Genomic DNA, 23,493 nt, shown 5'->3' on the forward strand with positions numbered 1-23,493 from the left:
CTCATGCGTTTCTACCCGGCCAACCTGGATGCGCTCTTGGTTGAACTGTCGAATCTGGACGAGACCCTGGCCCTGTTCGAATCGCTGCAGCAGCAACCTGTCGCTGGCGTGGAGGAAATCGTTCCGGCAGCGCGAACGTTACTGGTGCATTTTCGCCCCGCAGCCGTCAGCTTCGAAGCACTGGCGGCGCAGATTGCTTCGCGTGACATTCGCGGCACCGCTCGCGAGCCCGGCAAGCTGATTGAAATACCCGTGCATTACAACGGCGAAGACCTGGGCGATGTCGCCCGGGAACTGGACATCAGCGTCGAAGAAGTGATCAAGCGCCACACCGGCAGCGACTACAACGTCGCGTTTTGTGGCTTCGCGCCCGGTTTCGCCTATCTGAGCGGCGGTGCCGGGTTCATGGTGCCGCGGCGCAGTACGCCACGTACGCGCATTCCCGCTGGCGCAGTGGCGCTGGCCGGTGGTTTCAGCGGTATTTATCCACAGGCCAGCCCTGGCGGCTGGCAGATCATCGGTGTGACTCACTCGACAATGTGGGATCTGGGCCGGGACGAGCCAGCCTTGCTCCAGCCTGGCTACCGTGTGCGTTTTCAAGACGCCGGACCGCTGCCAGTGACAAGCGTGTCGGTGGCTACGCCCGCTCGTCAGCAGGTTTCGACGATCACTGAAGACTATCTGCAGATCGTGGCTCCGGGTCTGCAGACGCTGTTTCAGGATCTGGGTCGCCCCGGTCGTGCGGGGCAGGGTGTTTCCGCATCGGGCGCACTGGATCGTGGCGCACTGCGGGCGGCCAATCGCGCAGTCGGCAATGATCCGGGCACCGCTTGCCTGGAAATTCTCATGGGCGGTCTGACGTTCACCTGCCAGGGGCAGACCGTCGTCGCGATAACTGGCGCGCAGGTATCGGTAGAGGTCATGACTGTCGATGGTCAGCGGCTACAGCCGTCGCTCTACGTACCATTTGTATTGCACAGCGGCGATCAGGTAAACATCGGTTCGCCCACCGCAGGTCTGCGCAGTTACCTGGCGGTTCGTGGCGGTTTTGTCCATGAGCCAGTGCTGGGTAGTCTTTCTACCGACACGCTGGCCCAGGTTGGACCTGCCGCGCTGGCGGCCGGCGATCGACTGGGCTTTAAACGCAGGGCAGGCGGCGTTGCCGTGTCAGTGGCCGAACAACCGGCATTCGATATGCCGCGTGCCGATCAGGTCATCACGCTGGATGTGGTCATGGGCCCGCGCAGTGACTGGTTCACCGCCGAGGCGCAGGCGTTGCTCGCGCAACAGACCTGGCTGGTCACGCCGCAATCCAACCGGATCGGTATCCGCCTGGCCGGAGAGCAGTCGCTGGAGCGCGCCGTCAGTGGCGAACTGCCCAGCGAAGGCACCACGGTCGGCGCCATTCAGGTGCCACCCAGTGGCCAGCCGGTGCTTTTTCTGGCCGATCACCCGCTGACCGGCGGCTACCCGGTTATTGGGGCAGTTGCCACTTACCACCTGGACAAGGCCGGGCAGATCCCGGTCAACGCCCGCATTCGTTTCAACCCGCTGAGCGCCTTCGAGCCAGTGCGCCCCGCCACTTCAGACGAGACCAATAACAGATGAAAAAGGTTCTGATTGCCAACCGTGGCGAAATTGCCGTTCGTATTGCCCGTGCCTGCCGTGACTACGGAGTTGCCTCGGTGGCGGTGTATGCCGATGCCGATATCGATGCGCTGCATGTGCATCAGGCCGACGAGGCCTATGGTCTGCAGGGCGAGCGCCCGACCGACACCTATCTGAATATCGAGAAACTGCTGGCAGTAGCCGCTCGTGCCGGTGCCGACGCGGTTCACCCAGGCTACGGATTTCTCTCCGAACGCGCCGATTTCGCTCGCGCCGTGATCGACGCAGGCCTGACCTGGATCGGCCCGGACCCCGCAACCATCGATGCACTGGGTGACAAGGTTCAGGCCCGGCGTATCGCCCTGAAAGTCGGCGCGCCGTTGGTGGCCGGTACTGAAAACCCGGTGAGCGATGCTTCTGAAGTGGTCGCGTTTGCCGAACAACATGGCTTGCCGATTGCCATCAAAGCCGCATTTGGTGGCGGCGGTCGTGGCTTGAAGGTTGCCTGGAAGCTCGATGAAGTCCGCGAACTGTACGAGTCTGCCGTGCGTGAGGCGGTGACCGCATTCGGCCGTGGCGAGTGTTTCGTCGAACGCTTTCTGGATCGCCCAAGGCACATCGAGGCGCAGATCATCGCTGACCGGCATGGCCGGGTGGTCGTGGTCGGCACCCGCGATTGCTCGCTGCAACGTCGCAACCAGAAGCTGATCGAGGAGGCGCCAGCGCCTTATCTGAATGACGAACTGCGCCAGCGCATTCACGAGTCGGCCCGTGCGGTCTGCGCCGAAGCGGGCTATGTCGGTGCCGGTACGGTGGAATTCCTGCTCAGCGGAGATGGCACCCTGTCGTTTCTGGAGGTCAACACGCGCTTGCAGGTGGAACACCCGGTCACTGAAGAAACCAGTGGTGTGGATCTGGTTATCGAACAACTTCGTGTGGCCGACGGTTTGCCACTGTCGTTTGAAGGCACACCTGTGCCGCGCGGCCACAGTTTTGAATTTCGCATCAACGCCGAAGATGCAGGCAATGGCTTTCTGCCAACGCCGGGCGCGATCGATGTATTCCAGCCGCCGTCCGGTCCGGGCGTGCGTCTGGACACCGGCGTGACAGAAGGCTCACGCGTATCACCGAACTTCGACTCGATGATTGCCAAGCTGATCGTCACCGGCGCAACCCGCGAGCAGGCCATCAGCCGCGCCCGTCGTGCGCTGGCCGAGTTCAAGGTGGAAGGTATCGCCACCGTGCTGCCGTTCCATCGGGCAGTCATGGACCACGACGACTTCACCGCAGCCGATACCTTCGCCGTTCACACCCGCTGGATCGAAACCGACTTCGCCGAACAGGTCACAATCGCCCCGCGCAACACGGTGCCGGTCGACACGGGCGTACTGCGCACCTTCGTCGAAATCGACGGCAAGCGCCACGAACTGGGCCTGCCTGCTGCGCTGCTGCGGGGCATGAGCCTGAACACTGCCGCACCGGCTGACGCCAGCCAGCCAGCGGCCGAGGCCCCGGACCCGCACGCAGTGCTGACGCCGGTAGCGGGCAACCTGCATGCATGGGCGGTTGAAGACGGTGCGACGGTAGAGAAGGGTCAGGTGATTGCGATCATGGAGGCGATGAAGATGGAAACATCGATTCTGGCACCGTGTGCCGGGACGGTGCTGACCAGCAAAGCGCCTGGGGAGTATCTGGAGGCGAAGGTGGTGATTGGGCGGGTTGAGGCCTGATTTATCCGCTAATGTGCATCAACCGGGCTGGAGCCCGGTTGATGCACGCTACCGTTGCAAGCATTCGTCTCAATCCAGCCGCAGCTCAGGCGGTTCCGGTGCATCCTTGGTCGCCGGGGTCACTGTGGTGTTCACCGGTTGCAGCGTCGTTTGCCCGGTCGGCGCACCGCTCTTTTCGCCTGGTTCGGCGGGCACCAGTTTGTATTCCAGGCCCTGGGTGTTCTTGAGGTAGATCTCCATCTGGCGGAACGAGATGTTGATGTGCTGCTTCTTGAACTCGCGATTGATGAAACGGTTGATTTCGTCGAGCACCGGGTTGCGGTCGCCCAAATCGCGTACGTGCATGCGCAGTTCGTGGTCGAGGGTGCTTTCGCCGAAGTTCAGGAAGTAGACAATCGGTTCTGGCTCCTTGAGCACCCGAGGGTTTTCCCGGGCGGCTTGTAGCAGCAGGGAGCGGACCAGATCCAGGTCCGAGCCGTAATCCACGCCCAGCTTGAGGGTTACGCGGGTGACGGTGTCGGTCAGCGACCAGTTGATGAGCTGGCCGGTGATGAAGGTCTTGTTCGGGACGATGATGTCCTTGCGGTCGAAGTCGGTGATGGTCGTGGCACGGATGCGGATCTTGCTGACCGTCCCCGACAGGGCACCGATGGTGATGGTGTCGCCGATACGCACCGGGCGTTCGAAGAGGATCATGATCCCGGAGATGAAGTTGGCGAAGATCTCCTGCATGCCGAAGCCCAGGCCCACCGACAGCGCCGCGACCAGCCACTGCAGCTTGTCCCAGCTCACGCCCAGCGTCGACAGCGTGGTCACGAAACCGATCCCGGCGATGGTGTACGACAGCAGCGTAGTGGTCGCATAGGCACTGCCTTGCGCGAGGTTCATGCGTGACAGCACCAGCACTTCCAGCAGGCCGGGCAGGTTGCCAGCGAGCACGAAGGTGATGACGATGATTACCCCGGCTCCGAGGAAGTCGCTCAGGCTGATCGGCACCATGCTCATGTTGGCACCGGTGCCACTGGTGTATTCGTAGAGGATGATGTTGTCCAGATACGCGAATACCGTGATCAGCTCGGCCCACACCAGATACAGCGCGCCGACGAAACCCGCCAGCAGGGCCAGACGAATCAGACGCAGTGATTGCTGGTTGACCTGTTCGATGTCCAGCTTGGGCTCTTCGACCGGAATATCACTGTCGCCGTTTTCTCTGGCTGCCTGACGCTTGGCCAGCGCGCGCTGGTAGGCCAGTCGCCTTGCAGCGACACTCAGACCGCGGACGAAAGTCGCCTCGACCATCAGCCAGATCATCATGAGGTACAGCGTGTCGATGAGGCGGTCGCTGAGCTTGAGCGCCGTGTAGTAGTAGCCAAAGCACACTGCCAGGAAGAGAGCGACGGGCAATGCCGTGAACACCACGCCGACGGTCTTGCGGAACAGCGAGGCGTTATGGTGAGTGGGGCTGGAGATCAACAATCGGCCGAGCAGCCAGGTCATCAGGGCGTAGCAGGTCAGGACTACGCCGATGCCCAGCACATCGTCGGCCAGTGCGGCTGGTTGGTGTTCGGCTACCGCCACCACGGCCACCAGCGCCAGCACCACCAGACCAAGGCGACGGACCCAGCCACGCAGGAACTCGACCTGCGCCGTTTCCCAGCGGAAATGCAGTTGTGCAACCCCGGACGGGGCGAGGACGCGGTAAGCGGTGTAGAACACGAGCCACGCAAGGGCAATCTGCAGCAATGCCTCGCCCAGGTTGGCGTTTTGCCCGCGGGCATCGATTTGCAGGGCATAACCGCACAGCGCCAGTCCTAGCGCCACGGGCATGGCCAGCAGCACATTGATCAGCAGCGCCAGCGGGGTTTTCCACTGGCTGTCACGTTTGAAGTGGCCGATGTCGGCGTGCAGGCGATTGAGTTTCTGGTACAGCGCCTTGCGTCTCCAGGTCAGTACGCCGATCAGCAGCAATAACGGCAGGAACAGCAGCGGCCGCTGGGTCAGACCGTCTGACAGCTCGGTGAGGCTGGATGTCCACGGCAGGGTAGCGATCTGCTTTTGCAGGCGCGGCCAGATATTCTGAAACCATTCCACATCCAGCGGTTTGTTGCTGGGGATCCAGAACATCTGCTCGTCCAGCGTCGAGCGCAAGCCCTGAGCGGTGCTGGTCAGCTGTTTCTGATTCAGTTGCAGCGTGATGGACTCGTTCAGCAACGCGCTCAGTTCGCGGTTCAGGCGCTCCAGCAGATCGCTGCGGGTGATGGCCAGGTCCAGCAGCGTCCTGCGCAATTGCGGGGTAACGTTTTCCGGCGGTTGAGTGGCGAGCAGCCGTTCGACATAAGCCGTGGGTGTGCTCATCTGTTCGCGTTGCTGGTTGATGTCGAACTGATACAGGCGGATGTTGGCAATTTCGTCGGCCAGACCCTTGTCCAGCTCCAGATGCGGCAACGCTTGCTTTTGCTTGTAGAGAATCTTGGACAGCAGCAGGCTGCCGCTCAGTACGTTGATCTGCTCGCTGAGGGCTTGATCGGTCTGGGTCAGGTTGTCGAGTTGCTGTTTGGTCTTGAGGTTCTGCTGGGTCAGTTCGTTGAGGCGATCGGTGCCGCGCAGCAGGTAATCGGACAGCTTGAGGTTGGCGGCGCTTTCAGTCGCCAGCAGGCTGCTGCCGCCGGACTTCTGTGCCTCCAGGGACAGATCGGCGACCGTCTTCTGCGACTGGGCACGACGCTTGTCGTTGATCAGGGTTTGCAGGTCCTGAATTTCCTGTTCCTGACGTGCGACTTTTTCAGTCAGCAAGTCGTGCTGACTGTTGCCCAGGTCCTGCAACTGGCTGTTGCCGGCCAGTTCCTGACGGCGCAGCAGATTGAGGGCATTGATCGAGGCCAGTTCCGCATTGAGCAGATTGCGCTGGTCGGCGCTCAGGGTCTTGCCGTTGTCCTTGCCATTCTTGAGGATGGCGTTGATCTGCTGAATGCGCGTCTGATTGGCGCTGATTTCAGTCTGCGCCCGCTCCGGCCGGGTTTGCGCCGTTATGGCCAGGCTGTTGGCATCGTTGAGTTCGCTCTGCAAGTCACTTTGCTGGGTGCTGCGCTGGCTTAGAAGCTGCTCCAGTTGCGGCACGTCGAGGCCGCCATAGCGCTGGGCGACGGGCACTATTTTGCTTTCTTTCAGGCGGGCCAGCTCACGCTGGTTTTCCGATGTCTGTTTGGGGGCCTGGGCGAGCTGCTGTTTGAGTGCTGCCAGTTTCTGTTCGCTGTCCTCCTTGCTGTTCAGAAAGGCCAGTGTCTGCTCGAGCACCTGTTGCAGCGCTTTTTGCTCGGCGTCAGGCAGCTTGCGGTCGGCAATCTTGTCGAGGCTTTGCTGTACGGCATCGCTGCTGGGCGGATCGGCGGCGAGCGCCGGGAAGGTGGACAGGCAAAGCGCAAACAGTGCGGCAGCACAAATGGAACGCAGGGAAAACATAGACACCGGTCGCATGATGATACGTGTGGATTGGCAGTTTAAAGGAACAGTCCGGGGCCCGGGCGGGTTCCTTCGGGGAATTTGACGCCCACTTTCTGGATCTTGTTCCCGTCCATGACTGCAACTGTCCAAATAGTTCCATTCCATTCAATCTGGTCGCCTACCACCGGTTCACCGCGGTTCTTCTGCACGATGAACTGGCTGAGCGGCATCCCGGGATCGATACCGTCGAGTTTAAGACCATAAAGCGCCGCGACTTCACCCAGTCGTGCATCACCTTCCAGTACAAAGTCGCCGAAGAAGCGCAGGTCCAGACCGCGTTGCGGTGCCTGGCTGAACAGTTTGCCCAGCGCGGGAAGGTCATGTTCGTGGCCGATCACACACAGCAGGTCACCCACTTCCAGCGTCGTGCTGCCGGATGGATGGAGTAACTGCTGGCCTCGGAACAGCGCCGCGATACGAGTGCCTTCCGGCATCTTGAGTTCGCGCAACGCCGCACCGATGCACCACTTTTCAGCGCCCAGGCGGTAAACGAACAACTCCCACTCACTGGTGACATGGACCTCCAGCGCTGCCCGCGAGATAGGCGCAGGATCGGGTGGAACCGTCACTTTCAACAATTTGGCCATCCACGGCAGGCTGGTACCTTGCAGCAACAGCGAGACCAATACGATAAAGAACGCCAGGTTGAAATACAGCTGAGCGTTCGGCAACCCTGCCATCAACGGAAAGACCGCCAGGATGATCGGCACCGCGCCGCGCAGCCCGACCCAGGCGATAAACGCTTTTTCGCGGCCATGGAAAGCCTTGAACGGCAGCAGTCCGACCATCACCGACAGCGGGCGTGCGACCAGAATCATCCACAGCGCCAGGCCCAGTGCGGGTATTGCAATCGGCAGCAGGTCGTGAGGCGTGACCAGCAGACCTAGTACCAGAAACATGCCGATCTGCGCCAGCCAGGCCATGCCGTCGAGCATGTGCAAAATGCCGTGGCGGCTGCGGATAGGGCGGTTGCCAAGCACCAGGCCGCACAGGTAGACCGCGAGAAAGCCGCTGCCGTGAATGGCGTTGGTCAGGGCAAAGATCGCCAGACCACCGGCAATCACCAGAATGGGGTACAGGCCCGCCGCCAGATTGATGCGGTTGACCAGTTGCAGCAGGATCCAGCCGCCACCCAGGCCGATGAAACTGCCGATGCCGAATTCCTGGATCAAATGCCCCAACAGCCCCCAGTGCAGCCCGGTCTGACCACTGGCCAGCATGCCGATCAGGGTAACGGTCAGGAACACCGCCATAGGGTCGTTGCTGCCCGATTCGATCTCAAGGCTGGCGGTGACTCGCTCGTTCAGGCCTTTGCCGCCCAGCAGGGAGAACACCGCCGCAGCGTCTGTCGAGCCAACGATCGCGCCAATCAACAGCCCTTGGATGACGCTCAGACTGAATAGCCAGGCAGCCACCATGCCGGTCAGTACAGTGGTGATCAGTACACCTACCGTTGCCAGCGACAAGGCAGGCCACAGTGCTACCCGGAAACTGGCCACCCGTGTGCGCAGCCCGCCGTCGAGCAGGATAACAGCCAGTGCAAGGTTGCCGACCAGATAGGCGGTGGCGTAGTTATCGAAGATGATCCCGCCGCCGTCGACACCTGCGACCATGCCCACGGCCAGAATGATGACCAGGATCGGGATGCCCAGACGTGATGAAAGAGAACTGACCAGGATGCTTGCGGCTACCAGCAACGCGCCGACCAGGAACAGGCTGTTGATGGTGGTGGCGTCCAAGGGCGGTACTCCGTAGAAAACTGAATTGAAGCGAGAGGGCGAGAACTGATCATGCAGTCCGCGTGCCAAGCGATTTAACCTGTTGAATTGCTTGGCTGTCAAAGAGCAATTTCAACCAGTCGCCACAGACCCGCGCTTCAGCGCGCATCACTCGTTGCAATCCGCCGGCTGACACATACGTATGTACCGCAGACCAGACCCTCCTGAGCCCTGCTGTCGAGGTCCCGACCACAGGAAGGTTTTCATCAAGGACGATGAGTTTGCTGTGAATCAGGACACCGGAATCCTGTCTGGCAATAATCAGGATCCTGATACCAGGTTCTGGGCGCGGGTGCGTCAGGACTTTTCGGTCAGCGATTACTCCCGACCGACCCCCTGTCAACGTGGGTAACGCGTTCAGTGTTTGCAGTGGTTCGCCGCTATTCAGGGTGGGCCGTTTGCTGAATCAGCCTTATGCATCGGCAGATCAGTGACGGTATAGATAGTTAGTGCCACGAACGCTCCGATGAATGATTACGTGCATGACTTCTCAATTTGCAGGAAGACGTCATGACATCCACTCCCCCGGAAACACGCAAAACCGATCAGCAACTGCTGCGCGAACGCGCGCGGCAGTTTGTTCTCGATTATCCCGACCTGCACAACCTGGCCTGTGCTGCAGCCAGCAAGATCATTCTTCAACACACTCGCAGAGCGCTCTCCCCGGAGCATGTGTATTGGCATCGTTTCAGTGGCGCGAGCAGCAGCCCGCGAACCTTTACCGGCTGGCGACACTCCGGAAAACCGGTGCAGTCGATGACATTGATCGAGCTGCTGATGCGGCAATTCAGCGCCCATGACCAGCAAACCGTCGACGAGCTCTCCCTGTACAGTGGTTTTTATACTGATGGCCCGGACCACGGAGTCTTTGACGAGCGCAATGAGGTACCCATGCTGTCTGAGGATGTGCTCAAAGACATGTGGACGCTTGATTTCAGCGCTCAGTACACCCGCCGGATGGAGCGCTTCTGGAGCAGGCACAGTGAAAACTTTTGCCTTCTGGCCAAGGCGCAATATCTGGTCGCAGCCGGCAATTGCCTGCGCAAGGGGCAGTTGTCGACTGACGACTTCAAACAGGTCTCCGGCATCGTTATCGCGGATCCACTACAGACGCCTACGTTGAAGGCATTGCAGGCCACGCTTGCGTTACCTTCCGGCGTTTCGGTCCATACTCTGGATATCGATGGCATCAAAGCCCATGACCTGCTGCGTATCGTCACGGCCGAGGGGCGGCAGGTGATCTACTGGCCAGGTGCCGAGCAGCCTTTTCTGGCCTTCGATGGCGAGCGCGCCTTGTATAACTGGCTCAAGGGTCAGTTCATGGACAAGAAGGCAGCCAGGGTTATAGAGGGGCATTTCCTGCGCGGTGAAGCGTCCCGGGCACAAGACAGCGCCAGGTTTGCTCGTGGGGTAAGCGATTTGCTCGCGCACGATTGGCGTGCTGACGTTCAGCTCATAAACAGGGCGCACGCGGCTATTGCAGGCGACCCCTTTGTTTACCTGCGTGACATTGCCTGTCAGGTCATGACTGCCGATGCACATCAACTGCTGACGTCCAATGCCGAGCTGCGCAAGCAAGTGTGGATCGGTTATCTCAGCGCCTTCATGCAGGCTTTTGGCGGACTTGCCCCGCTGGGTTGGCCGATCGCTTTGGCACTGGTTGGGGCCAGCCTTGCCAACACCGGGTTGAACATCGATCAGGCGGTCAGTGGCAAGACCCCCGCGCAACGCAAGGCTGGCGTGCTGGGCGCAATCATTAACGCCGTTTATCTGCTTTTCAATCTTCCTCTGCTGCTTTCCATACGTGCCATTCCCCAGTCAGTGCCTGCGACGGCAACGGACATCGGGCCAATCGCCGGCGAAGCGGTGGAGGGCGGCAGCGTGGCTGTCGACCGACTGGACAACCTGGAAGGCAACCTGCTGCTGGATAACCTCACGCCCTCAGCTGAAGAGGGCAGGCTTCGTGGCATTTACACGCTGGATAATGGCGAAACCTGGATCAGGCTTGCGCAACTGCCGTATCGCGTGATGTTCAATGAGCAGCAGCAATGCTGGTTTATCGTCAACCCTGAGAACCCTTTTGCATTCATCGCCACCAAGCCTGTCCGCCTGGGTGCTGACGGAGAGTGGACGTTAATGAAACCATTCGGCTTGCAGGGCGGCGCGCCTATGGAACAGCAGGTGCCTTCAACCAGCGCATCTGTCTTGGCAGGCAAGGCTTACGAGACGGTGCGCTCGACGTTTTGGGACAGGTACCTGCAAACGGACGTGTTCGCTGAGCAACGTTACGCGGAGGCGGCTGTGGCTCGGCAAAAAGAGGTCATGGCGATTTGGGAGCCCACTTCAGAGGATGGTCTGGAGTCTGATTCGTCTTCCGAAGGCAATGAAGTGTACAGGGACCCCTGGCAGGGTAAACACCGGGTATTCAAGTTGGGCGAGGACGACTATTACGGCGCTAATATCACGCTTTATACCTATAAAGATTCGGAATTCAATCAGTTCCTGCGCACAGGTCAGTTCAAGGATGCCAATCAGATAAGAATCATCGAACGGCTGGCCGAAGATATCCACGTGGTGGGGTACAACAATGATGTCGATTTGTATCGTGGCGGCAGTGGGAGTCGGGGTACCTCGGGCGCCGTGTTCCGCAGCGGGCAGATCAAGGTCGGCGATGTATTGGTCAATACCGATGTCACTTCGTTCAGTGAAAACCCTTATGTAGTCGGTGCCTTCGCCAGCAGTCGGGCTGGCGAGCCCACCACCGCAATCTCTGCCCCGGTGACGTTTGATGACAGCTCGGTGGTCTTCGTTTTGCCCAAGGGGCGATACCTTCGGGCCACGCCGATTGCGCCTTTTTCAGCCTCTCCCAATGAGGCTGAATCGATTTTTCTGCCGGGATGCTACTTCCAGATCGACAGCATCGAAGAAGTGCGTGGCGAGTTTTATCGCATCATGAAAATCCAGATGCAGGAAGTGGATCGTCCCACCCAGGGGCAGCCGCTTTACGACATGCGCTCGGGTGAACCCTTCAGTCGGGAACAGTACGCCCTTAAACTGGGCGCTGATGCCAAGGTATTGATCGACCGGTTTTTTCCTCAGGAGGCATCGGCTGATCTGTTCAGCCCTCACTGAGCAGCCCGTCGAGCCTCTCTGTGTTGATTAAAACCACTCATCGCGCATCGACAGGCAGGTCGTATCACGGCTTTCCAGAATTGCCAGTTCGTGATGGCAGCCCGGTACTTCCCAAGTCAGGAAGTACCGGGCGGCTTGCAGTTTGCCGTGATAAAAGGCGCTGTCGGGCTGACTGCCTTTGCTCAGCCCTTCCTCGGCGCGGATCGCCTGTTCCAGCCAGCGCCAGCCTATTACCGTGTGGCCGAAGGCTTTGAGGTACAGCGCCGAATTGGCCAGTGTGCTGGTGATTCTGCCCTGTGCCAGATCCGTCAACAGCCCCAGCGTGACAATCTGCATGCGTGCAACCAGTTGCTCCAGAGGCTGGCGCAGCTCGTCCAGTGACTGATAGGCCTGCGCGCGCTCGCCGGTGTCCGAGATCAGACGCAGCAGTTGTTTGAGGCCCGTGCCGCCATTCTGCGCCAGCTTGCGGCCAAGCAGGTCCAGCGACTGGATGCCATGAGTACCTTCATGAATCGGATTGAGACGGTTGTCCCGGTAATACTGCTCGACCGGGTATTCGCGGGTATAGCCGTGGCCGCCGAGCACCTGAATCGCCACCTCGTTGGCTTTCAGGCAGAACTCCGAAGGCCAGGATTTGACCACGGGTGTCAGCAAGTCCAGCAACTCATGGGCGTGCTTGCGGACGTCTTCGGTTTCACCGGTTTGCGTGTCATCGAACAGTCGCGAGGCGTACAGGCACAGGTCGAAAGCACCTTCCACGTACGCTTTCTGAGTCAGCAGCATGCGCCGCACGTCGGCGTGTTGAATGATCGGCACGGGCTTGCTCTCGGGGCTCTTGCTGTCTGGCAGCCGACCCTGCGGACGGTCACGGGCGTAATCCAGGGAATACAGATACCCTGAATAACCGAGCATGACCGCGCCCAGGCCTACACCGATTCGCGCTTCGTTCATCATCTGGAACATGTAACTCAAACCCTGATGAGGTTTGCCGATCAGGTAGCCGACGCATTCCCCGTTATCACCGAAATTCAAGGCGGTGGAGGTGGTGCCTTTCCAGCCCATCTTGTGAAACAGCCCAGCCAGCAATACGTCGTTGCGCTTGCCGAGACTGCCATCATCATTGACCAGAAATTTGGGCACGATGAACAGCGAGATGCCTTTCACCCCACCCGGTGCATCGGGCAGTTTCGCCAATACCATGTGCACGATATTTTCCGACAAAGCATGATCGCCGCCGGAGATGAAAATCTTGTTGCCACGCAGTCGATACGTGCCGTCCTCTGCCGGCTCTGCGCGGGTGCGAATGTCCGAAAGCGACGATCCCGCATGTGGCTCTGTCAGCGCCATGGTGCCGAAGAAGCGCCCCTCGATCATGGGTTGCAGGAAGCGCTGTTTCTGCTTGTCATTGCCAAAGCTTTCGATCAGATTCGCCGCGCCCATGGTCAGAAACGGATAGGCGGTGGTGCCGACATTGGCAGCCTGGAAATGCGCGAAACAGGCTTGGGACAGCAAGGTCGGCAACTGCATGCCGCCCGCCTCGAAATCACGCGATGCATTCAGGAAACCGGCAGCCAGAAACGCATCCACCGCAGGTTTGACCTCCGGTATCAGGATCGCTTCGCCATTTTCATAGCGCGGCTCGTTTTCGTCGGCCTTGCGGTTGTGCGGCGCAAAATACTTTTCCGCCAGGGTACGCGCTGTGCCCAGCGCTGCATCAAAGGTTTCCCGCGAATGCTCGGCAAAGCGCTCACGCTGTATCAGCCCTTCGGCGTCCAGCACCTCATACAGCTCGAAAGCCAGATTTCTGGAACTGAGCAACGACTCGGACATGATGGCGTACCTATTCTTGGAATGGCTCAAGTCTATGTCGGGTTCAGGGGGGAGGGTAGCAAGATTGATTCGGGTGATGGTCCAGCGTGTGCGAGAGGAATCGAGATGAATGCAGTGCTTGCCAACGCCGAGCATGGGGACGAGTGGTGCGCTCCAGGCACCTCTCGTTCCGCACGCTCCAGCATGGCAACGCCTTCGTGACGCTCTGCGTCACCTGTTGCAGCGCGGCATCACCCGATCGTCATCAAGCTCGCATTCCCGCCTGCTGCAGCGGTATTGACGCTCAAGGCGCGCTCAATCACCAGACGTTCCAGCGGTACGTTGGTTTCGCCGTGGGACAGGCCGTTGACGCCGACAATCGCGCCGCTGCGTTGCGCGATCTGCTGGCAGATGGCGCGTAGCTGATCGGAGTCGCCGTGGTGCAGGACGGCATCTACAGCGACTTCGTCCTTGGTCCAGTCAGGTATCAGCTTGATGCGTGCCTGAACGTCCTTTGGCAAACGGGCGCGCAGTGGCTTGCTGATGTCTGTTTCCGGCCACACGGCAGCGCTGCCGACAGCCAGCACCGCAGCAAGTTGAATCAGCAGATCGTTCTCGTCATCCGCCAGGCAAAGCACGTGCTCGCGCGGCAGGATGGTGTAACTGTTGCGCTCGCCGGTCGGGCCCGCCAACTGACGAGTAATGCCGCTTTGCGACTGCTCGGCATACTGACCGCACAGGGCATCCAGTTCTGTTTGCTGGTTGCTGGTCGCCCAGTTCCTCAAGGCTTGCAACGGTCTGCTCAAGACTTCACGCAGACGGATGTCCGGTGCGGACAACGCGTCACTGCGCACGAACGATTTCTCGATAGCATCCTGCGGGCGCGTCGACAGCAGGCGGTACAGGTACAGCGGACCACCGGCTTTGGGGCCTGTGCCGGACAACCCCTCGCCGCCAAATGGCTGCACGCCCACTACCGCACCGACGATGTTGCGGTTGACGTAGACGTTGCCCGCGTTGACGTTATCAATGACCTTGGCGATGGTCTCGTCGATGCGGGTATGAACGCCGAGGGTCAGGCCGTAACCCGATGCATTGATCTGGTCGATCAACAGGCCGAGTTCCTTGCGCTTGTAGCGCACCACGTGCAGCACCGGGCCGAAGATTTCGCGCTGCAGCTCATCGAAGCTTTCCAGCTCGATCAGGGTCGGCATCACGTAGGTGCCGCGCTTGAGTTCAGAGCTGTCGGCGATGGCCACCTGATAAACCGTACGGCCCTTGTCGCGCATGGTCTGGATGTGTTTTTCGATTCCGGCCTTGGCTTCGGCGTCGATCACCGGGCCGATGTCGACGGACAGACGCTCCGGGTTACCGAGACGGCTCTCGGCCATCGCTCCTTTGAGCATTTCGATGACGCGGTCGGCTGAGTCTTCCTGCATGCACAGCACGCGCAATGCCGAGCAACGTTGCCCCGCACTGTCGAACGCGGAGGACACTACATCGATCACGACCTGTTCGGTCAGCGCTGAGGAGTCGACGATCATTGCGTTCTGGCCACCGGTTTCGGCGATCAGCGGGATCGGTCGGCCCTGCGAGTCGAGCCGACCGGCTACGTTGCGTTGCAACAAGCGGGCGACCTCGGTGGAGCCGGTAAACATCACGCCTTTGACACGTTCGTCGCCTACCAGGCCCGCACCTACCGTTTCACCGCGCCCCGGCAGCAATTGCACGACGCCTTCCGGGATCCCCGCTTCAAGCAGCAGGCGCACGGCCTGGGCGGCGATCAGCGGTGTCTGCTCAGCCGGTTTGGCCAGCACCGGGTTGCCTGCAGCCAGTGCCGCTGCTACCTGACCGCTGAAAATGGCCAGTGGGAAGTTCCACGGGCTGATGCAGACCACCGGCCCCAGCGGACGGTGAGCATCATTGGTGAAATCATTGCGCGCCTGCACGGCGTAATAACGCAGAAAATCCACGGCTTCGCGCACTTCGGCGATGGCGTTGGCGAAAGTCTTGCCCGCCTCACGGACCAGCAGGCCCATCAAAGGCTGTATTTCGGCCTCCATCAGGTCAGCGGCACGTTCCAGAATCGCGGCTCGTTCGGCAGGTGGTGTGGCCTGCCAGATCGGGCCGGTGCTCAAGGCGCACTGGATGGCGTTATCGACATCCTGAAGCGAAGCTTCCTGGACGTGGCCGACCACGTCACGTAGATCCGACGGGTTCAACGCAGCAGTCAGTGTGCCAGCGCTCGAAGGGCAGCCCAGTACGGGGGCAGCTTTCCAATCGTTGTGCGCGGTGGCGAGCAGAGCTGAGGACAGCGAAGCCAGGCGATGCTCGTTGGCCATGTCGATGCCGCTGGAGTTGGCGCGCTCGCTGCCGTAAAGGTCACGCGGCAGCGGGATGCGAGGGTGCGGCAGGCCGAATCCGCCTTCCTGTGTGGCCATACGCTCGATCTGGCTGACCGGATCGGCCACCAGCTCCTGAATGGAGATCGAATGGTCGGCAATGCGGTTGACGAACGACGTGTTGGCACCGTTTTCCAGCAGGCGACGCACCAGATAGGCCAGTAGCGTTTCATGAGTGCCGACCGGCGCATAAACGCGGCATGGGCGATTCAGTTTACCGTCGGCGACCTTGCCTACGACCTGTTCGTACAGTGGCTCGCCCATGCCATGCAGGCACTGGAACTCGTACTGGCCGGGGTAATAATTCTGCCCGGCGATCTGGTAGATAGCCGCCAGCGTGTGAGCATTGTGCGTAGCGAATTGCGGGTAGATGACTTCTGGTGCTGCGAGCAGTTTGCGGGCGCAGGCGATATACGACACGTCGGTATACACCTTGCGTGTGTACACCGGATAGCCTTCCAGACCTTCGACCTGGGCACGCTTGATTTCGCTGTCCCAGTACGCACCCTTGACCAGGCGGATCATCAGACGGTGGCGGCTGCGACGTGCCAGATCGATCACGTAATCGATTACATAAGGGCAGCGCTTCTGGTAAGCCTGAATCACAAAGCCGATGCCGTTCCAGCCGGTCAATTGCGGCTCGAAACACAGGCGTTCGAGCAGATCCAGCGACAGCTCCAGCCGGTCGGCTTCTTCGGCATCGATGTTCAGGCCGATGTCGTACTGTTTGGCCAGCAGGGTCAGCGACAACAGGCGCGGGTACAGCTCTTCCATCACGCGCTCATACTGGGCGCGGCTGTAGCGTGGGTGCAGTGCCGACAGCTTGATGGAGATTCCCGGCCCCTCGTAGATGCCGCGCCCGTGGGAGGCCTTGCCGATGGAGTGAATGGCCTGCTCGTAGGACGCCAGATATTTCTGGGCGTCATGTTCGGTCAGTGCCGCTTCACCCAGCATGTCGTAGGAGTAGCGAAAGCCCTTGGCTTCAAAGCGACTGGCGTTGGCCAGGGCTTCGCCGATGGTTTCGCCGGTGACAAACTGCTCGCCCATCAGGCGCATGGCCATGTCGACGCCCTTGCGGATCATCGGTTCGCCGCTCTTGCCGATGATGCGGCTCAGCGAGGATGTGAGGCCTGCTTCGTTGTGCGTGGCGACCAGCCTGCCAGTCAGCAACAGGCCCCATGTGGCGGCGTTGACGAACAGCGACGGGCTGTTGCCCAGGTGCGGCTGCCAGTTGCCATTGCTGATCTTGTCGCGAATCAGGGCATCACGCGTGCCCTTGTCTGGAATGCGCAGCAGCGCTTCGGCCAGACACATCAGCGCAACGCCTTCCTGAGAGGACAGTGAAAACTCCTGCAGCAGACCTTGAACAATGCCTGCGCGGCCACCGGCGCTTTTCTGATTGCGCAGTTTTTCGGCAATCGACGCGGCCATCTTGTTGGTGGCTTCGGCAACAGGCGCGGTCAGACGTGCCTGCTCCAGCAGCATCGGCACTACTTCCTGTTCGGGGCGACGGTAGGCCGAGGTAATGGCTGCACGCAAGACCGACTGCGGCTGAATGCTTTCGGCAAATTCCAGAAAACATTGCAGCCCCGGGTCTTCCGCCACTTCGCCCCGGTCTTCATGGTCTTTGCCCAAGGCACCGTTGAGCTCCAGCAAGGTTGCACCACTCTCCAGCTTTTCCAGGTAATTGAAAATCGCCTGCTTGATCAACCAGTGTGGGGTACGGTCGATCGAATGGGCAGCGGCTTTCAATCGCTCGCGGGTCGGGTCGTCGAGCTTGACGCCCAGAGTAGTGGTGGCCATGGATTGTCCTCGTTATAGCCACACGCAAGTGGCATCGGCTTTGGCGCAGATTAGCGCCGTGGCGGGGTCAGGTGCAACCGAGTGCAACCCTGTTTCGAGAATATTTTGTGACATTTACGGCGAGCGCGTGGAAATGGCACCTGTCCGCCCAAGCATGGTGCGCGATTATTTGTGGATTACGCTGAAAACGCCCTAAAATGGCGCAGAAAAGTGCTTGTGCCTGTTTTTTTGTAACAGGTGCAACTTGCATGGTGAAATGGGTTGCACCTTGTCTGGTTTGTTTAATAGGATTCATGCCCGCGGTGCAACCGCCAGTCATCGATTGCCGATCCTTGCGGAGCGATCAGTCAACGCGGTGTCGGGTGCAAAAGCACGGATGCGCCGGATACCGGTCGCCATTCCCTTTGGCATCGGGTGCCAACATAAAAACAATGCCAAGGCAGAACTCATGAGTGTCAGCAACCCTACCTTGATCACGTTCGTGATCTATATAGCGGCAATGGTATTGATCGGCCTGATGGCCTATCGGTCTACCAACAACCTTTCGGATTACATCCTCGGCGGGCGCAGCCTGGGCAGTGTGGTAACAGCACTTTCAGCAGGTGCTTCGGACATGAGCGGCTGGTTACTGATGGGGTTGCCGGGCGCCATCTATATGTCCGGCCTGTCGGAAAGCTGGATCGCCATCGGTCTGATCATCGGCGCCTACCTGAACTGGCTGTTCGTGGCAGGTCGTCTGCGTGTGCAGACAGAGCACAACGGCGACGCACTGACCCTGCCGGATTACTTCAGCAGTCGCTTTGAAGACAACAGCGGCCTGCTGCGCATTATTTCGGCCATCGTGATTCTGGTGTTCTTCACCATCTATTGCGCCTCCGGCATCGTTGCGGGAGCGCGTCTGTTCGAAAGTACGTTCGGCATGTCCTACGAAACTGCACTGTGGGCCGGTGCTGCGGCGACCATTGCCTACACCTTCGTCGGTGGTTTTCTGGCCGTGAGCTGGACCGACACCGTGCAGGCCACGCTGATGATCTTCGCCCTGATCCTGACGCCGATCATCGTCCTGCTGGCGACGGGAGGAGTCGACACCACGTTCCTTGCGATTGAAGCCAAAGATCCGACCAGCTTCGACATGTTCAAGAACACCACTTTCATCGGCATCGTTTCCCTGCTGGGCTGGGGCCTGGGTTATTTCGGTCAGCCGCATATTCTGGCGCGCTTCATGGCAGCTGACTCGGTCAAGTCGATTGCCAGCGCCCGGCGCATCTCCATGGCCTGGATGATCCTGTGCCTGGGTGGCACTGTGGCGGTGGGCTTTTTCGGTATCGCTTATTTCTCTGCGCACCCGGAGGTGGCCGGGCCGGTAACCGAGAATCCGGAGCGTGTGTTCATCGAGCTGGCCAAGCTGTTGTTCAATCCGTGGATCGCCGGTGTGCTGCTGTCGGCCATTCTGGCTGCCGTGATGAGCACGCTGAGCTGCCAGTTGCTGGTGTGCTCCAGTGCGCTGACAGAAGACTTTTACAAGGCGTATCTGCGCAAGGGCGCTTCGCAGCTTGAGCTGGTATGGGTCGGGCGTGCGATGGTCTTGCTGATCGCGGTCATTGCGATTCTGCTGGCTGCCAACCCCGAGAACCGTGTACTGGGGCTGGTGAGCTATGCCTGGGCAGGCTTCGGCGCAGCGTTCGGTCCTGTGGTGCTGATTTCGGTGTTGTGGAAAGGCATGACACGCAACGGTGCGTTGGCCGGTGTGATCGTGGGGGCCGCGACTGTCGTGCTGTGGAAGCAGTTCAGTACCCTGGGGCTGTATGAAATCATTCCCGGCTTCATCCTCGCCAGCCTCGCCATCGTGATATTCAGCCTGATCGGCAAGCCTGCGTCGGCATCGATGCAGACACGTTTCCTGGCAGCCGAGCAGGAGTTCAAGGCAAACCGCTGATAACGCAGGCTACACAAAAAACGGCCCGTTCTTCGGTGAGAAGTGCGGGCCGTTTTGTCTGGGCTTGAGCGTGCGTAGCGTTCAGCTCTTGTTATGGTCGATATCGAGGTTGTAGAACGTAGCCTTGCCGCCCTCTGAGGTATACCCGGTATTGTCCTGGGTATAGACCCCCGCCTTGAAGTACAGAGGCTTGTCCCGCCAGGTCTTACTGATGCGGATGCTCCAGTCCTTATCCTTGACGCTGACGGACAATTTTCCGCCTTTGCTCAGATGAATAACGTAATTGAAGGTCTCATTCAGCTTCACACCTTCCACGAGGGTGTAGACCTTGCTCTCATTGTCGTCATAACGGTTACGGACTTTTGCAACAATATCCCCGGTCTTGGTGTCTTCCTTGTACTGATACTCGACTTTCAGAAGAGGCTCGGTACTTTCGTACGCGTGTATCTGTCCGATAACGATCTTGCCCGTGGAAGGCACTTGGTCGACTTCCAGTTTCGCATTCAGATAATTGTCGGCGTCCGGATATACCCAGTTGTGCAGTGAGCCATCAGACCAGGTTTCGCGAAGTTCGCTGCGAGCATATTTCGCATTTTCGGTTTTACTTCCAGTGACGGGTGACCAGAACACGATGGAGTCTGATTTTGATTTGAAATATTTACCGTCATAGCCTTTTACCAACTGAGGGGTTTCGATGGTCTTGGGGGGCGACCCCACCGGAATGCTGAGATTCCACGATCCAAGATCTATCATTTTATCTCCGTCCGTAAATGTCTTTGTCGCTCAAGGAAAAAAGCCTCTGGGACGAGGCTTTAGACGGGTTTTATACGACTTGTAGGACAATTTGTTAATGAAAAATTGTCGAACGGATGGCGTCAAAGTGCTGTCACTTTTCCTGCAGGGCAGATTCCACATGGCGTGTAGCGAATGACCGTTAGTCGGGTAGATCGAACTTTGATGGTAGGGAAGAGGTGCCTTGCTTCTGCTTTTGGCGAGACGGGGCTAGAGTTATTCCAAAGTATGACGGTCGTCCTGAAAGTCAGGCGTCATGCCCACACAGAGAAGCAGCATGGAACGCGTGCCAACCCAGCCACATGATGGCTCTTCGGTTTTACTGGTTGTAGACGATTACCCGGAAAATCTGGTGACGATGTGCGCTGTTCTGCAAAGAACGGACTGGCACATTGTGACGGCGAGTTCAGGAATCGAAGCATTGACGGTACTTCTTGAGCAGGAAGTCGACCTGGTACTGCTGGATGTGCAGATGCCGGGCATGGATGGCTTCGAGGTCGCCCGGTTGATGCGTGGCAGTCAGCGGACCCGTCTTACCCCTATTATCTTTCTGACCGCCAATGAGCAGACTCAGGATGCCGTGCAGAAAGGGTATGCGAATGGTGCGACGGATTATCTGTTCAAGCCCTTCGACCCTAATGTGCTCAAGCCCAAAGTGCAGACCCTGCTTGAGCAGCAGCGCAATCGTCGTGCGCTGCAACAGCTCTCGCTGGAACTGGAATCGGCCCGCGCGTTCAACGCGTCGGTGTTGGCCAATGTCGCCGAAGGCATTCTGGTCGTGGATGAGGCCGGTACGATCAGCTTTGCCAATCCCGCCATTTGCCAGTTGTTGAACACATCGGTGGATCAACTGCGCGGTACGCAAGTGCTGGATTACATCATCGAACCGCAAGTTGGCAGTTGGCTGGAGTCAGGCTTTTACCAGCACTATCGCAAGGCCGACACCTACCGGGTGCACGATGCCATTTTGCGCACTGCACAAGGCACGCAGTTACCGGTCGCGCTGTCCTGTGCAGCACTGCCCGCTGAACAGAAAGCGATGGTACTGACTGTCCTCGATATGTCGGTGGTCCGTGATCTTTATCAGCAACTTGAAAAGCAGGCAGTAACCGACGCCTTGACGGGGCTGCTCAACCGTCGAGGGCTTTATCAGGCGGTTGAAAGCATGCTGCTGCGCAACGAGCGTGCGGATAAATACCTGGTTGTGCTGTTCATGGACCTGGATGGCTTCAAACAGATCAATGACGCGTTGGGCCATGATGCGGGCGATCAGGTATTGCTCTGGGTCGCCGAGCAGTTCAAGGACAGCATGCGCCCCTACGATGTTCTGGCGCGCATTGGTGGCGACGAATTCACAGTTGTGATCGATGGGCTTGATTACCCGGAACAGGCCGCCAAGATCGCCGAAAAGCTGATTGAGCGGGTATCGGGAAGGCGCCAGGTCGATGGTGTCGATATCACTCTGGGCGCCAGTGTCGGTATCGCGACCTTTCCGGACTGCGGTTCGAACCTCGACGGTTTGCTGCGTGCGGCAGATATCGCCATGTATGAGGCCAAGCGCGCGGGACGCCAACAATACCGGTTCTACGACCAGAACATGAACGGACGCGCCCGCTCGCGGCTGATGCTTGAGGAAAGTGTGCGCACGGCCATCGACGGCAAGGATTTTTCAGTGGTGTATCAGCCTCAGGTGCATGTGGCGGATGGTCGCTTGCGCGGTTTCGAGGCCTTGCTGCGCTGGCAGCATCCTGCGGTCGGTGAAGTGCCTCCTGCGCTGTTCATTCCCCTGCTTGAGGAGACCAGGCTGATCAACCGGCTCGGCAGCTGGATCTTCGATCAGGGTGCCGAGCAGCGTCAGGCATGGAGCCGGGTCTTTGCCCCCGACGTGGTGCTGAGTGTCTGTGTCAGCCCCACGCAATTCTGCATGCCCAACCTGGCCTCGGAATTAAAACGCGCCATGGATCGCTTCGAGCTGAAGCCCGGGCAGATCGAGGTGGAAATCACCGAGAGCTCGCTGGTGCATAACCTTACGCACAGCCATAAACAGCTGAAGTCGCTGCATGATGTCGGTGTGCGCATTGCGCTGGACGACTTCGGGACCGGTGAATGTTCGCTGTCGCACCTGCGCAACCTCCAGCTCGACACCTTGAAGCTTGACCGGCGGTTTGTCGCCAACATCGTCGGGTCCAGGCGCGAGGCTGCGATGGCCAGCAGTATCATCGACCTGAGCCGTAACCTCGATATGCTGGTCATTGCCGAAGGGGTCGAGACTGCCGAGCAATACCGGTGGCTGGCGGATAATGGTTGCCAAGTCATGCAGGGCTTTCTGATCGCTCATCCGATGGTGGCCGAAGAAGCGCTGCATTTTCCCGGGCACTTTGAAGGGGCGGGCTTGAGGCAGGGCGGATTGTTGTAGAATGGCGGCTTTCTACCTCATGCAAAAGGCACCATGACTGCATCCAGCCATGTTCCGCTCAAATACCTGCAGGCCTATCCGCAGGCCCTGCAGGATCAGGTGCATCAGCTGATTGTCCAGGATCGCCTGGCGGAGTACCTGCAGCAACGCTACCCCGCGCGCCATCAGATTCAGAGCGACAAAGCCCTGTACGCGTATGCGCTGGCGCTCAAGCAGGATCATCTGCGCAACGCGCCGGCCATCAGAAAGGTCCTTTTCGACAATCGTCTCGACCTGACCCATCGTGCGCTTGGGTTGCACACTAAAATCTCCAGAGTGCAGGGCGGCAAGCTCAAGGCCAGCAACGAGATTCGTGTGGCAGCCTTGTTCAAGGACGCACCACCGGAATTTCTGAAAATGATTGTCGTGCACGAGCTGGCGCACTTCCGCGAGTCGGACCACAACAAGGCGTTCTACCAGTTGTGCGAGCACATGCTGCCCGGTTATCACCAGCTGGAATTCGATTTGCGTGTGTATTTGACCTATAACGAGCTGCAAGCTTCAAGGGGCTAGCCTTCAGCGGCAAGCGTATTGCTTTGTGCCGTTG

General features: G+C 59.3%; 11 protein-coding genes. 6 read left to right on the forward strand and 5 right to left on the reverse strand.

Annotated elements, in window-relative coordinates; translation table 11 throughout:
- Nucleotides 1–3 precede the first annotated feature (3 nt).
- Nucleotides 4–1,608 (forward strand): 5-oxoprolinase subunit B/C family protein, encoded by a 1,605-nt coding sequence (locus MME58_RS02135; protein WP_055005427.1) that lies wholly within the window; start codon nucleotides 4–6, stop codon nucleotides 1,606–1,608.
- The gene (locus tag MME58_RS02140; RefSeq protein ID WP_055005428.1) at nucleotides 1,605–3,338 is read left to right on the forward strand and encodes an acetyl/propionyl/methylcrotonyl-CoA carboxylase subunit alpha; all 1,734 of its coding nucleotides are present in this window, start codon (nucleotides 1,605–1,607) and stop codon (nucleotides 3,336–3,338) included. Before MME58_RS02135 ends, MME58_RS02140 begins: the two co-directional genes overlap by 4 nt.
- 69 nt (nucleotides 3,339–3,407) lie before the next feature.
- Here MME58_RS02140 and mscK read toward each other — a convergent pair whose 3' ends face one another.
- Both mscK and MME58_RS02150 read right to left on the reverse strand, forming a co-directional pair.
- On the reverse strand, nucleotides 3,408–6,797 hold the full coding sequence (gene mscK, locus MME58_RS02145) for a mechanosensitive channel MscK (protein WP_055005429.1): 3,390 nt from the start codon (nucleotides 6,795–6,797) through the stop codon (nucleotides 3,408–3,410).
- A gap of 38 nt (nucleotides 6,798–6,835) precedes the next feature.
- On the reverse strand, nucleotides 6,836–8,578 hold the full coding sequence (locus MME58_RS02150; protein WP_054986089.1) for a potassium/proton antiporter: 1,743 nt from the start codon (nucleotides 8,576–8,578) through the stop codon (nucleotides 6,836–6,838).
- A gap of 549 nt (nucleotides 8,579–9,127) precedes the next feature.
- Between MME58_RS02150 and MME58_RS02155 the strand changes: the two genes are divergently transcribed.
- Nucleotides 9,128–11,749 carry a dermonecrotic toxin domain-containing protein gene (locus MME58_RS02155; RefSeq protein WP_055005430.1) on the forward strand — a complete coding sequence of 874 codons (2,622 nt, stop codon included), beginning with the start codon at nucleotides 9,128–9,130 and terminating at the stop codon, nucleotides 11,747–11,749.
- Between the two features lie 27 nt (nucleotides 11,750–11,776).
- On the opposite strand, the gene MME58_RS02160 is transcribed toward MME58_RS02155, so the two are convergent.
- Together MME58_RS02160 and putA are read right to left on the reverse strand one after the other, a co-directional pair.
- Complete coding sequence (locus tag MME58_RS02160) at nucleotides 11,777–13,579, reverse strand: acyl-CoA dehydrogenase (protein WP_055005431.1); 1,803 nt, start codon at nucleotides 13,577–13,579, stop codon at nucleotides 11,777–11,779.
- A gap of 230 nt (nucleotides 13,580–13,809) precedes the next feature.
- Nucleotides 13,810–17,763, reverse strand: a complete 3,954-nt coding sequence (putA, locus tag MME58_RS02165; RefSeq protein ID WP_055005432.1) for a trifunctional transcriptional regulator/proline dehydrogenase/L-glutamate gamma-semialdehyde dehydrogenase — start codon at nucleotides 17,761–17,763, stop codon at nucleotides 13,810–13,812.
- Between the two features lie 448 nt (nucleotides 17,764–18,211).
- Here putA and putP point away from each other — a divergent pair, with 448 nt between their 5' ends.
- Entirely contained in the window at nucleotides 18,212–19,699 is a 1,488-nt protein-coding gene (gene putP, locus MME58_RS02170) for a sodium/proline symporter PutP (RefSeq protein ID WP_055005433.1), read from the forward strand.
- 81 nt (nucleotides 19,700–19,780) lie between these two features.
- Here putP and MME58_RS02175 read toward each other — a convergent pair whose 3' ends face one another.
- Complete coding sequence (locus MME58_RS02175; protein ID WP_054986093.1) at nucleotides 19,781–20,452, reverse strand: polysaccharide lyase family 7 protein; 672 nt, start codon at nucleotides 20,450–20,452, stop codon at nucleotides 19,781–19,783.
- Nucleotides 20,453–20,768: 316 nt separating this feature from the next.
- Between MME58_RS02175 and MME58_RS02180 the strand changes: the two genes are divergently transcribed.
- Both MME58_RS02180 and MME58_RS02185 read left to right on the forward strand, forming a co-directional pair.
- Nucleotides 20,769–22,907 (forward strand): two-component system response regulator, encoded by a 2,139-nt coding sequence (locus MME58_RS02180; protein ID WP_054986094.1) that lies wholly within the window; start codon nucleotides 20,769–20,771, stop codon nucleotides 22,905–22,907.
- 33 nt (nucleotides 22,908–22,940) lie between these two features.
- Nucleotides 22,941–23,459, forward strand: a complete 519-nt coding sequence (locus tag MME58_RS02185) for a M48 metallopeptidase family protein (RefSeq protein ID WP_054986095.1) — start codon at nucleotides 22,941–22,943, stop codon at nucleotides 23,457–23,459.
- Nucleotides 23,460–23,493: the final 34 nt, after the last annotated feature.

Source organism: Pseudomonas syringae pv. tagetis, from assembly GCF_022557255.1.
GTDB lineage: Bacteria > Pseudomonadota > Gammaproteobacteria > Pseudomonadales > Pseudomonadaceae > Aquipseudomonas > Aquipseudomonas caricapapayae.